9 protein-coding genes are annotated in these 13,331 nt (G+C 53.0%); 1 reads left to right on the plus strand and 8 read right to left on the minus strand.

Annotation, left to right across the window (positions count from 1 at the left end; genetic code table 11):
• Positions 1 to 7: 7 nt before the first annotated feature.
• From ABC395_RS25685 to ABC395_RS25700, 4 genes are all read right to left on the minus strand, one after another.
• Positions 8 to 1,069, minus strand: coding sequence for an LLM class flavin-dependent oxidoreductase (locus tag ABC395_RS25685; RefSeq protein WP_413006540.1), 1,062 nt, complete (start codon positions 1,067 to 1,069; stop codon positions 8 to 10).
• 90 nt (positions 1,070 to 1,159) lie between these two features.
• Entirely contained in the window at positions 1,160 to 1,678 is a 519-nt protein-coding gene (locus ABC395_RS25690; RefSeq protein WP_413006541.1) for a GNAT family N-acetyltransferase, read from the minus strand.
• 170 nt (positions 1,679 to 1,848) lie between these two features.
• Positions 1,849 to 2,190 carry a zinc ribbon domain-containing protein YjdM gene (locus ABC395_RS25695; RefSeq protein WP_413006542.1) on the minus strand — a complete coding sequence of 114 codons (342 nt, stop codon included), beginning with the start codon at positions 2,188 to 2,190 and terminating at the stop codon, positions 1,849 to 1,851.
• Between the two features lie 431 nt (positions 2,191 to 2,621).
• A complete protein-coding gene (locus tag ABC395_RS25700) occupies positions 2,622 to 3,998 on the minus strand; it encodes a metallophosphoesterase (protein WP_413006543.1) in 1,377 nt (458 codons plus the stop codon).
• A gap of 194 nt (positions 3,999 to 4,192) precedes the next feature.
• Between ABC395_RS25700 and ABC395_RS25705 the strand changes: the two genes are divergently transcribed.
• The gene (locus ABC395_RS25705; RefSeq protein ID WP_413006544.1) at positions 4,193 to 5,344 is read left to right on the plus strand and encodes a GIY-YIG nuclease family protein; all 1,152 of its coding nucleotides are present in this window, start codon (positions 4,193 to 4,195) and stop codon (positions 5,342 to 5,344) included.
• A 27-nt stretch (positions 5,345 to 5,371) separates the two neighbouring features.
• On the opposite strand, the gene ABC395_RS25710 is transcribed toward ABC395_RS25705, so the two are convergent.
• From ABC395_RS25710 to ABC395_RS25725, 4 genes are all read right to left on the minus strand, one after another.
• On the minus strand, positions 5,372 to 6,433 hold the full coding sequence (locus tag ABC395_RS25710) for a hypothetical protein (RefSeq protein WP_413006545.1): 1,062 nt from the start codon (positions 6,431 to 6,433) through the stop codon (positions 5,372 to 5,374).
• Entirely contained in the window at positions 6,430 to 8,205 is a 1,776-nt protein-coding gene (locus ABC395_RS25715) for an HSP90 family protein (protein ID WP_413006546.1), read from the minus strand. Before ABC395_RS25715 ends, ABC395_RS25710 begins: the two co-directional genes overlap by 4 nt.
• A gap of 309 nt (positions 8,206 to 8,514) precedes the next feature.
• On the minus strand, positions 8,515 to 9,729 hold the full coding sequence (locus ABC395_RS25720; protein WP_413006547.1) for an ATP-binding response regulator: 1,215 nt from the start codon (positions 9,727 to 9,729) through the stop codon (positions 8,515 to 8,517).
• A gap of 42 nt (positions 9,730 to 9,771) precedes the next feature.
• Complete coding sequence (locus ABC395_RS25725) at positions 9,772 to 13,185, minus strand: response regulator (protein ID WP_413006548.1); 3,414 nt, start codon at positions 13,183 to 13,185, stop codon at positions 9,772 to 9,774.
• Positions 13,186 to 13,331: the final 146 nt, after the last annotated feature.

A 13,331-nucleotide genomic window follows, 5' to 3' on the forward strand; every position in this document is an offset into this window, starting at 1 on the left:
GCCGCGGCTAGACTTTCTCGCCGCCTTCCGCTTCCCACGCGGCAACTTCCTCGCGTACCCGCGGCGCCACCTCGGTTCCCAGCAGCTCGATGGCTCTCATGACTTCGTCGTGAGGCATGGTGCCGACCGGCACGTGCAGCAGGAACCGGGTAATGCCGACGTTCTTGCGGAGATGAACGATCTTTCGTGCGACAGTTTCCGGGTCCCCCACGTACAGCGCTCCGTTAAAGCTCCGCGCGGAATCGAAGCTGGACCGGTCGTAAGGTCCCCAGCCCCGCTCCCGGCCCAGCACGTTCATGACGGCCTGCGTGGACGGGAAAAACTTGTCGGCCGCCAGCTCCGTCGTCTCGGCGATAAAGCCGTGCGAATGCGAGGCGACCGGCAGCTTCGAGGCGTCGTGGCCCGCATGAGCGGCCGCTTTCTTGTAGAGCTGCACGAGGGGCGCAAACTGCACGGGGCTGCCTCCGATGATGGCCAGCACAAGGGGCAGACCGAGCAGTCCGGCGCGGACTACGGACTCCTGGTTACCTCCGCTGCCGATCCATACCGGCAAAGGGTCCTGAACCGGACGAGGATATACGCCCAGATTGTCGATCGCGGGCCGGTGGCCGCCCTGCCAGGTCACTTTCTCGGATGCCCGGATCTTCAGAAGAAGCTCCAGCTTCTCGTCGAACAGCTCGTTATAATGGTCCAGATCGTAACCGAACAGCGGGAACGACTCGATGAAAGAGCCCCGGCCCGCCATGATTTCCGCGCGGCCGCCCGATATGCCGTCCAGCGTGGCGAAATCCTGGAACACGCGTACGGGGTCCGCCGAAGAGAGCACCGTGACCGCGCTGGTCAGCCGGATCCGTTTTGTCTGCGGCGCGGCTGCGGCCAGTACGAGGGCAGGGGAAGAAGCCGCATAATCCTTGCGGTGATGCTCCCCCACTCCGTACACGTCCAGTCCCACCCGGTCGGCGAGTACGATCTCTTCCACAACCTCACGCAGCCTCTGCGCGTGGCTGATTACCTCGCCGGTATGAACGTCCGGCGTCGTTTCCACAAACGTGCTTATCCCTATCTCCATTGTGCAGTCCTCCTGATTTTAGATATCGTCTTCCGCAGCTTTGAGAGCGTGCAGGCTCAAATCGACTGCCGGACCGACCACGATGTCGGCTTACCGGCTGGATGCGGGCTGTTTGTAGACCTCGGCCATCAGCACCTTTTTGTACGGCTGAAATTGTTCTTCGCTCAACGGACCGGGATAACTCATGATTTGCAGAGCAAGCTCCGGCTGCCCTTCCCTGAGGGGGGGCTGAAAATAATCGAAAGCGTTCAAATGAAAGCCGAGGCGCTCGTAAAACTCAATTCTCCGTTTGGAATCGGTGTCGTTCGCCGGTTCTACTTCAAGTACAACGGGGGTCTCGGAGCCGCTCGTATAGGCTGTCATCATTTTTCCGCCTATGCCTCCTCCCCTCATGTTCGGGTTGACCGCAATATGTTCCACGAAACGAAACGCTTCGAATTCCCAGACTCCCATAATAGCGAGAATATCGCCGTTCTCGTTCCGGCTTACGTTAAGCCGGTAAGCGGGATGATCAAGCAGCCTCCGCTGCCCTTCATAAGTTCTTATTTCCGTATCGGGAAAAGAAGCCTCCATTAATTCAAATACTTCGTCAAACGATTCCCTGTTCATAAGTCTTCTTCCTTTCGCTGTCTCATGTATCTTAAAGTTAAGATTTTTTTGAAGGTACTACGCCCGTCCGTCCGTCCCGATGGACCGCCCGGTTGCGGTGATGCAAAAATAAAGCCCTCCAAGTCAGAGGGCTTCCTGCTACAGGCTTGTTTGTGCGCTCTATTTGCGCATTAAATTTTTTTAACGAACTCCGACTTTAATTTCATGGCTCCGAAGCCGTCGATTTTACAATCGATATCATGGTCTCCGTCCACGAGACGGATGTTTTTTACCTTGGTGCCTATTTTCAGAACGGACGAGCTTCCTTTAACTTTCAAGTCTTTGATGACGGAGACGGAATCGCCGTCCTTTAAAACATTGCCGTTGGCGTCTTTAACGACCTTTTCTTCTTCCCCGTTCCCGGATTCGGATTCGGAATTCCATTCATGGGCACATTCCGGACAAACCAGAAGGTTCCCGTCCTCATATGTATATTCGGAATTGCATGCCGGACAGTTTGGCAGATTGGACATAAGTTCTGTTCTCCATTCGCTGGTCAGTACCTTCTATCCTTATATTCTGCCATACTCTCCTCGTCCTGACAAACATTCCGCGGTTCGCCCGCCTTAAGCGATTCGTCCGGAGCCGGGTCTTCACTACTTTTTGAAGAAAAACAAAATAACGGTAATCCCAGCAGATTTCCTGTTCCTTACTTTCCCCTATAACATGCAGTCATATTCCCTGAATAGAACCGGGATAACGGCAGCCGTAACCCAAACAGCAAGCATCAGCGGGCAAGTCCCGATAAAAAAGAAGCCCCGCCCCGAATCCCATTCGGCGGAACTTCCCGTGACCCTGTAACTCCCCAAAAGCGTTACGGCCGGGCCGTTGTCAGGCGCCTGCCGGGCTAACCGCCTCCGCTGCAGTACTGCGCCAAGCTTGGCTTGCGGACCGGATTCGAGTCTTATTTGACGATGCCGAACTGGTCGTACAGAGCAGTCGCGCCCGTTTCCGTCGTCGTATACACCTGGAACGAAATTTTGTCGTTTGCCACGGTAATGCCCGTGAACATTTCCTTGCCCGGCTGGCCGTATTTAAACGCAAAAGGGAACGGCCCCGACTTCGGCGTGTACCTTTTGTCTCCGGCGGCGTTGCTGACCAGATAGAGGGTTCCCTTCGGTTTAATCAGGTTCCCGTCTTTGTCCACCGCCGTGTCCTTCTGCGGCACGTTATTGTACATCGGATAGGTGCGCGTATACGTATGATCGTGACCGCTCAGCACGACGTCGACTCCGATTTCATCGAATAAAGCCGTAAGCTTCTTGCGGAAGAACAGCACATCGCTGTCAGAGGTATGGTTCGCCACGGAATAAGGAGACTTGTGAAACAAGACGATCTTCCATTTCTTATCCGTCTTGGCCGCTTCCGCTCTCAGCCACTCTTCCTGTTTCCGGTACACAGTGTCGGTTCCTTTCGCCTCATTGTACTCGGTATTGATGACCAGGAAACGGGCGGAGCCGTAATCGAAGGCGTATACCGATCCTTCCGGTTTCGCTCCCGTATTAGAGGTGTTCGGCAGGTTAAAGTGGTACCAGAAGTTGTTGTTGGATTTGCCCTCATGGTTGCCGAGCGCGGGCACGAGAGGTGTCTTCTTCAGAATGGCCTGAGGCTTGCCCAGCAGCCAGAACCATTGATTCTCGATGTCCCCGTTGTCGACCAGATCCCCCGTGACCGTAATAAAACGGGCCGCGGGAAACTTCTTGACCGCTTCCTCCAGCGTGTGGTTCCAGGTCGCGTATTCCCGCTCGGTCGTACCCTGCGGGTCCGTCGTGTAGAGGAACGTGAACGCTCCTCCGCCCTGTTCCTCGGTCTTGAACGTGCCGGTCTCGCTCCAGTTGCCCTCCTGACCGTCTCCCGCGCGGTACGTGTACTGGGTGCCCGGCTTTAAACCCGTAGCCGTCACCTTATGATCGGCGTAAGCGGTCTTCTTGCCCGCACTCTTGTCCGAGCTCGACTGATAAACCTGGATCGGCGCCGTGCTTCCCTCGAAGGAGAGGACGCCGCTACCCGGCCATACGCCGCCGGTAACGAGAGACGATTCCACCACCTGCAGCTTCGTGCCGGTGACGGCGGGATCGGTATACCAGGCGAAGCCCTGCGAGGTTTTGGCATCCCCGTTGAACGTCAGCGCCAAAGCCGCCGGAGTCTTGGTGCCTGCCGCGGCCGCCGCGGAGCTTCCCAGAACCCCCGCGCCCGCTCCCGGTAAAACGACGGCCGCCGCCATGAAAACAGCCATGGGCACGGCGAGCCACTTGGACTTGCTGCTGAATTTGTACATCATACACACCCCTTCAACCAAGAATGAAATCACTTCATCCTAGCAAAGAAGTGTTTGGTAAATATTAACATTTTATTTGGGGCAGATTAATTTCCCTATCTTCCTTGGATCCCGGTCTCCCGTGTCCGCCGCGCTTTCTGTCCGATCAGGCATTTGATATAATGACAGGGCTGAGCAAGAGCAATGGAGGGATTTCTATGAATCTCGCGGAAAAGGTAAAAAACCTCCCCTTAACACCCGGCGTTTACTTAATGAAAGACCGCCTGGGCCATATCATTTATGTGGGCAAAGCCAAATCTCTCAAGAAAAGGGTCCAAACCTATTTTCAGCATTCCAAAGCCCATACTCCCAAAGTCAAACGGCTCATAAGCAACATCCGCGATTTCGAGATCCGTCTGACGGATACGGAATTCGAGGCCTTCATGCTGGAGTGCCGGTTAATCAAACAACTGAAGCCTTTATACAATAAAAAAATGAAAAATCCTCTCGCCTATACGTATCTGGTCATCCGGAGCAGCCGGGAGGGTCTCCGCCGTATCGACATTACGAACGACCCTGCCGGGCAGGAGACCGATCTTTTTTTCGGGCCCTACACGAGCAGAAGTACGGTGGAAAAAGCCGTCCAAGGACTCCGGGAAAGCTACCGGATACTCTGCAGCAGTCCTTACGCCAAGCACTCGCCCTGTCTCAATCACTCTCTCGGCTTATGCATAGGAATGTGCACGGGCAGGGAGGACGCCGTAAGAACTTATAACGCCATCCTAGATAAAATCATTTCTTCCCTCGCCGGGAACTCTCCGGTTGTTCTGCAGGATCTGGAACGGCGGATGATGGAAGCGGCCGAAAATCACAACTTCGAAGCCGCCGCCAAATACCGGGACGTGATAAAAACCGTCGGTTCCCTGATCCGGGGGGAGAAGGTGATCGGGTTTGCCGAAGAAGATCGGAACATCGTCATCCTTGAACCCGTTAACGAACGGGAGGCTAAGCTTATCCTCGTTAAAGGGAACCGCATTGTGCGGGATACCAAAGTCGCGGCTCCCTGCGGGGACCAGACCGGACAGGCAGCGCCGCACGGACTCCACGCGGGGATACGTTCTGCGATTCTGACTGTCTTCCGCCCGGAAGAACCGCCGTCTCCCCGCCCCAAAATCAGCCGGCACGATATTGACGAAGCACAAATCCTTTACAGCTTTCTGCAGGGAAACGCCCGCAGCTACCTGATCGTTCCCGGACATTGGCTCGTTCCCGGGCATGAAGACGAGCTTGGAGAAGCAGTTGAAGAGTTGGTTGCGGGCTATGTACGCGCGCAAAAAAGCGCCGGGGACCCGGACGGCCCCGACGCTTGAACCTTCTTTATGCGAATCCCGAATTTCTTACTGGCTGTTGTTCCGGTAAGCCGCAACGAGCCTCTCGGTATGTTTTTGCTTTTCCACAAGAAATTCATTCACGTAAGGGCTTCCGTTTCTGCGGTTGAACGCTTCGGTCAGCTTTGCGATTTCATGGTCGATCCAGGGCAACGTAACGCGGTCTGATTCGGCCAGCCTTTTCCTTCGCTTCGTCTTTCCCCACTCTTTAAGGAACAAGCGGACCGAGTAAAAATATTGCAGCCGGGACCAGCCTATTTTGCTCTCGAGGCCGTATCTTATCGTCTGCTCATAAAGTTTTGTCGCCCTAGCCATATCCGTTATCGTGAAGAACTCCAGGAAAACCCCGTACTCCTCCAAATATTGCGGGCCTTCGAGTTCACGGACGGCCTTTTTCGCAATTGAGACGGCTCTGTCATACTCTTTTAATTTCAGCAAAGGCATAATAATCAGGCTGTACGTATTCTGCGGAACCGATCCGCACCTCATCCTGCCTTCCAGAATGGGCTTCACGGCCTGCATGCCTCTTTTTAAATGATTCATTTTAAATGAAAATTCTCCGAATAAGTTCTGTTCGCAGGCTTGGCAGTCCGCCAGTGAGTCCCTCGGCGTCGATCTCCACAGCTTGTAGGACTCGGCCGCCTCCTGCAGCATCCCAAGCGAGATAAACAAGTTTACCCTCTTCTGGTGGTAGGCTCGCAAATTATACCCGTACCGGACACATCTTTCTTTAAAATCCTCGAACATCCGCTCCATCTGCTCAAACGTAATTTCGGGTATTCTCCATACGCTGTCCAGAATCCATTTATAATGCCAGAGTAAATCAAAATGCGAATATCTCCCCGGATTTTTATCGAATTTGGCTACACACCAGGCAAACGAGATTAACATTTTTTCCGAAAAGCCCGCATCCATGGCAGCCGACGTGTAATTCATCCGGACGTGGTAAGAGTCTTCTTCCGTCATGTACAGATCGGCTATACGAATCATTTCCTCCATAACCGCCAGCTTTTGTTTCCCGTCCGGCATGCTCCAGCTTCCGCGTCTTAATTCATCGAAACGGTTCTTCATTGTCCGACCTCAGGCATCCGGTCCAAACCCATATTCATGAAATGAAACAACGATTGGTTCATCATGGAAAGCTCCGCCGGGCTTAAAGGATGGTTCCCCAGCAGCAGGGCTTGGGTATAAAGCAGTTCGATACAAGCTTTCTGGGCTTCCAAGTCGCTAGACTCCATGGCCTTCCGGACGATGGGATTGTTGTAGTTATAACAAAGCCGCGCAAAGGGTTGATCATACAGCTCGTTTTTGACAACGCGCACGGCTTCGGCGAATAGAGGGTTCGCTTCCTTCTCGCTCTCTTCCGCCAGCTTAAAGAAATTGACTTCCTGATTCGTATTGTAGAGAACCGGAATATCGGCAGGCTCAAACCATCTGACTACGGAACGGCACTGGAAATTCCGGAGTATTTCATTGGAATAATCAAGAAAAGGCCGGGTTTCTTGTTTCTCCATGACGCTCAGCTCTTTAAACCGGTTTGCGAATTCCAAAATATCCAGAACATCCACGGAAATATCGTCCACAACGCTGCGCAGATTCAGTACGAGATCCAAGTCATGAACAAACCCGCCATTGATAACCATCAAGTCCTGCGCCTTAGCCACCCGCGCTACCTGCCGGAATTCATCCAGAGTGGGCGCCACTAACAGATGGGTATGTCTTTCAAGAATTTCCGCCATTTTAAGATCGCCGAACGAAGTTTCAAAACTCAAGTGCCGGATAAAAAGCTCGTAAAGCTCTTCATCTTCAACAGCCATCGTTTTGATAGAAGCATAGTGTACCAGTACGATGCGTTTAAACAGCTCTTGATTCTCCTGGGATAATTCGATCAAGTAGTTCTTGATGCACTCTCCAAGTTCATCTCTTACGCTAAAAAACAGCTCGGTTTCCTGGAAAGACTCCCGTGAAGCCGTGGGCCGTAAATTTTCCGTGTTAATAATCCCGTTCACAAAAAAAGCCCAAGGCGGCAAAACATTGCTCATTTTATCGGACAAAAGCATGCCTTTCAAATAAACACGATGTTTTTTCTCATCCTGCAGGCTTACCGCATAAGGCAGGATCGAAGCGATCCCCTTGACACCCCCGATGACTGAACGGAGCGAAATTACATCCATGGGTCTGGAATAGGCCGTTTCCTCTACAAAATCCATTGCTTCTTGTTTGTCCATATCCCACGGCGGGCTGGACGTGTTGATGCTCACTTCGTAGCTGTCTTCGGACAATATAATCGGTGTCGGCAGAAATTCTCCGTATTTCTCCAATAACTCTCTCAACCGGTAAAACTCGAAATACTCTTCGTAATCCGTTTTCGCTTTCAAATATACCGTAGTCCCTACGGGAACTTGGCGCTCTAATTTTTTGATCGAATAGGTGCCGTCCGGCTTGCCCCGCCATTCCAAAGAGTCCCCCTCGCCATTTGACGAACGGGTAATCAGTACGATCTCTTCGCTGACTACAAAACAGGACAGAAGACCGACGCCGAATTGTCCGATATAGTCGTCTGCAAGATCCTGATCCACCCGTTTGGTGGAGCTCCCGATCTTAGCGAGAAATTGCTCGATCTCCTTTTCCGTTAAGCCGCAGCCATTGTCGGAGAAAGAAATCGTATTTGAAGAAAATACCTCTACTTTTACTTCTCCTTTAAACTCCTGTCCGAGTCGTTTTCTTGCCGTCACGGCGTCTACGCCGTTCTGAAGCAATTCCCTGATAAAGACCCCCGGATCGGAGTAAAGGTGATTCGACAGCAAGTCAATGACACCTTGTAAATTAACCTGAAAATTCATCGTTTCATCGTCCCTTTAAAATTTTTATAGTCACAAATTGGTTAAAATTAGTATACCAAATTGTAAAATTAGGCGTGTAGATAAAAATTAGCTGTATTTAGAGTTTATTTTAAATTCAATTACCCTTATTTATTTGAATTAAATAAAATAAACTTTCGCTGCATACCGATCCCATGTGTTCCGCAGGAGTAACTCTTCGCGGGACGACCCTAAATCAACCCGGCTTACTCCGGCAAAAAGAAAGCACCCCTTACCCGATCACGACCGTTCCCTCTCCGGGACAACCGTGAACATGTAAGGGGTGCTTTTTCAACGGGATGGATTGCTTAGCGTGTCCGCAGGGATGCCGGCCTGGATGGTGAATACGAAGACCGCTCCTTTTGCCACGTTCGACCGGGCATAGATGGTTCCGCCCATCAAATTGACCAGTGTTTTGCAGATCGACAAGCCGAGGCCCGTGCCGCCGAATTTCCGGCTGATGGTGGCGTCAATCTGCGTAAAGGGCTGGAACAAGTGATTCATTTTATCTGCGGGAATGCCTATTCCGGTATCCTCCACGATAAACTCAAGGGTGATCAGATTATCATCGACCCTTTTTTGACTCACCATTACCTTAACACTGCCGGTCTCCGTAAACTTGACCGCATTTCCGATCAGATTGTTCAGCACTTGTCTCAGCCGGTTGGAATCACCGATAAGGATCTTGGGAATTCCCGGCTCTATGTGCGCCTCCAGACGGAGGTTGCGCTCGCGGGCAAGAGCACGGAACAGGTCCATCGTTTCTTTCAGGCAGATCGTCAGATCGAACGGCTCATAGTCCAGCTCCATCTTGCCCGATTCGATCTTGGTGAAATCGAGGATATGGTTGATGACGGATAACAGAGCGTGCCCGCTCGTATGGATTATCTCGGCCATTTCCGCATCGTCCTGCTTTAAATCCGATGCCCTTAATATATCCGATAAGGCAAGGATGCCGTTCAGCGGGGTGCGGATTTCGTGGCTCATCATGGCCAGAAAACCGGATTTGATCCTCGAGGCGACCTCGGCCGTTTCCTTAAGCTGGGTCAGCACGCGGTTGGCTTCTTCCAGCTCCAGGGTTTGCCGCTGAAGCTCGTTTGTTTTGATCTGAAGCTCTTTGCGCGCTTTGTACAAACGTACAAAACCTTCGATCTTGCTTCTTAACACGTCGGAATGGAAAGGCTTCGTCAAATAATCGATTCCGCCCGCCGTATAAGCTTTCATATAATCTTCGACTTCCGGGGTAAGAGCAGTCAGGAAAATAATCGGAATATCCTCCGACTTTTTGCGTCTCTTGATACGTTCCGCCGTTTCGAACCCGTTCATGTCCGGCATCAGGACGTCCATAATGATGAGGGCATATTCGCTTTCCAGCAGAAACTTCAAAGCCTCCATCCCGGAGGATGCCCGGATTAACTGATAAGGCGTATCAACCAGCAGCGCTTGTATGGTGAGAAAATCTTCCGGCCGGTCATCGACCAATAAAATGCGAATCGGATACTCCATTCTAATCCCCCGTAACAAGCTCGCACGGATCCGGTAAGTGATCTAGGTGATCAACCAGGTCTTGAGCATACTGACTAACTGTGTGGTATTTATCGGTTTCGAGATATAATCGGAGGCGCCCGCCTGCAGGCATTTGACCCGGTCCTCGTCCATAGCCCTTGCGGTCAGCGCGATGATAACGAGCTTCTCGAACTCCGGCATTTTGCGAATCTCTCTCATGGTCTCGTAACCGTCCATCTCAGGCATCATGATATCCATGAAAACCAGATCGACTTCGGGATGATCCCCGAGAATGCTCAAAGCCTCTTTGCCGTTCTGGGCAAACTTTATATTCATGTTATACCCTTCTAGCACACTGGACAAAGCAAAAATATTTCGCATATCGTCATCAACCAGCAAAATGTTCTTGTCCTGGAACGCCGCCTCCGGGTTATGAAGCTTCTCAATAAGCTGCTGCTTGTCCGCAGGCAGATCGGCATGTTTACGGTGGAGGTACAGAGCCGTTTCATCATACAGCCTTTCCATGGACCTTACGTTCTTGATTACAATGCTTTCCGCGTAATGGTGGAGGCGCTGTTCGTCCTGCTTGCTCAATTCCTTACCCGTATAAATGATAACCGGCAGCGTCTGAAGCTTACGGTTAGTCTTGACTTGTTCAAGCAGATCGAAGCCGGAAATATCGGACAGGCCCAGATCGAGCACCATGCAGTCAAAATGATGGGAGGCCAGCTGCTCTAGCGCCTCCCGGCCCGTTGCGACCGCGACGACATTCACGTCCGGATGAGCGATAAAAGCGACCAAGCTGCTGCGCAGAACCGGATTGTCTTCTACAATGAGCAGACTCTTGGTACGCCTGCGGATATAGGATTCGATCTGCAGGAAGGCTGCCTCCAGCTCGTGGACATCGTTCGGCTTCTTCCAGAAGGCGAGCGCCCCCATGGCCAGTCCCTGCTGATTCTCTTCGGCCGTCGAAATGACATGAATCGGAATATGTCTGAGCTCCGGGCGTCCTTTCAAGCGGCTGATAATGGACCAGCCGTCCAGCACGGGAAGCTGGATGTCGAGCAGAATCGCATCCGGCTTGTACGCGTGAGCCAAGGCCAGCCCCTGGTCTCCCTGGGAAGCGACGATGGCCTTGAAGTTTCGCTGCCGCGCCAGGTTCAACAACGTGGACGCAAATTCCGCGTCCTCCTCGATAATCAGCAGCAGCGTATCGCCCGGCTGCAAGTTGTCGCGGTCGTCTTCCAGCTCCGCGAGCTGGAGCAGCTTCGGATTCGAGATGGAGATATCCGGGACGAAGGACTCCTGGAAGCTGCTTCTCCCGCGCTTAGCCTGCTCGGACGCGGCGGACGTAGTGTCGGCCGCCGCCGCGGCCTGGGAACCGGCCGTCTCCGGCTGAGAAGCCGGCAGATGAAGGGAGAAGGTACTCCCTTCCCCTTCCTCCGAGCGGACCTCGATCCGGCCGCCCAGCAGCCCTGCCAGCTCCCGGCAGATCGTCAGGCCGAGACCCGTGCCGCCGTATTTGCGGCTGGTCGTGCCGTCCGCCTGCTGGAACGCCTCGAAGATGCTTTCCAGCTTCGAGGCGGGAATGCCGATTCCCGTATCGGTGACGGAGAAGACGACTTCCTCGGCGGCGGATCCGTCCGCGCCGCCGGATGGAGCGGTGGCCGTTTGAATGGAAAGCGTGACGGCCCCTTTTTCCGTAAATTTCAGCGCATTGGACAGCAGGTTGTTCAAGATTTGCTGCAGTCTGTGGCCGTCCGTCAGGATGCTTTCGGGAAGCCGTCTGTCGCTGTGTATGTCGAAATGGATATTTTTCTCCCGTGCCTGCTGTTCGAAATGTCGGTATAAATGGCTGCTGACATCTTTCAGGTAGGTCGGTTCGACGACCGCCGTCATTTTGCCCACTTCAAGCTTCGCCAGATCCAGAATCTCGTCAATCAGCGTAAGCAAGTCCTTCCCTGCCGAGAAAATGGTATGAATGTATTCAAGCTGCCTGGAGTGGAGATTTCCTTCCTTGTTTTCCGCTAGGATTTGAGAGAGAATCAGCAGACTGTTAAGAGGTGTCCGCAGTTCGTGCGAAACGTTCGCAAGGAATTCCGATTTATACTGAGCCGCCATGAAAATTTCATCGGCCTGCTCTTTGATTTCGACTTTCTGCCGTTCGGTCAGCTCGACCTGCTGCTTCAGATTCTCATTGGAGGCAAGCAGCTCTTCCGCCTGTTCTTTAAGCTCGTCGGCCTGCTCGGCGATCTCGGTCTTCTGCAGTTCGGTCAGTTCCATCTGCTCCTGGAGCTGTTTGTTGGACTCAAACAATTCCTCTGCCTGTGTTCTCAGTTCATCCGCCTGCTGACGGATTTCCTCTTTCTGAAGCTCCGTAAGTTTCATCTCTTCCTGGAGCCGCTCGTTGGACGTGTGCAGGTTGTCCGCCTGCATTTGGAGTTCTTCGGTCTGCGCCTGCAGCTCTTCCGTCTGGCTTTCGAGCTCCTCCGCCTGCATCTGCAATTCTTCGGTCTGTGCCTGCAGTTCTTCCGTCTGGGCTTGAAGTTCCTCGGTTTGAGCCTCCAGCTCTTCCTTCTGCAGCTGGGTTTCTTTCAGAAGCTCGCCGATCCGTACCACATCCGCCAGCGTATTAAGCAGAATCCCCATGTTCGCGCCGGTCTGATCGATCAACTGGCGTTCCTTGGACGTAAAATCGCGCAGAGAAGCCAGTTCGATAACGGCAACGACTTCATCTTCATAGCAGACGGGAACGATTATTAACGCCGCAGGCTTCGTATCGCCCAGCGCCGAATGAATTTTTACATAACCGTCCGGAAGGTCCTGCAGTACAATCGTCTGTTTATCCAAGGCGCACTGGCCGACAAGGCCGCTGCCCAAAGCGATCGGCTGCCGCCTCTCCGCCGCCGTATCATCGTAAGCGTAGCCGGCCGCGAAATGCAGCAGGCCGTCTTTTTGTACATAGAGCGCCCCGTAGGCCGCTTGTACGCACGAAGCCAGCTTGCCGATGAATATCCGCGAAGCCGTATCGATTTGAACGGACCCTTGCAGCAGGATCGCCATCTCCGTGACATGGACGTTGATCCACGCCTGCTCCTCCGCTTCGAGGCGCAGGATGCGCTCTTCTTCGGTTTTGTTGTACAAATCCACCGCGAGAGAGCGGAAAGACTGCGCCAGTTGTCCGAACTCGTCCCCCGCTTCGGCGGAACGGTCCGAAGGATCTACCGTACCCTGAGCCATGTCCCCGACGATCTGCGAGACCCGGTGCATGCCTTTGTCGATTCCCCGGTGAACGCCTACAATTAGATAAATGCCCGCAGTCAGGCCGAATACTCCTAAAATCAAAGCAAGAGTCAAAAACACTCCGTCTAAAAATACGCAGGCCATCGCGGTTAAGCCGCCTATAACAAGGATCGAAACGGCGGTTCCCAGCCACACCTTCAGTTTAATGTTCATGCCTTTCCACCCTGCCTTTCCCCAATAAAGCAATTATAACTTTCCGCGGGCGTCATGGGTAGTGCGGGATGGGGTGGAACGGGGCTGGAAAGCGCAGGGGAATACATCATGTACGGCGAGGAACCCAAAAAAGGATACCGGACGGG

The organism is Paenibacillus canaveralius (assembly GCF_047238265.1).
Classification (GTDB): Bacteria; Bacillota; Bacilli; order Paenibacillales; family NBRC-103111; genus Paenibacillus_F.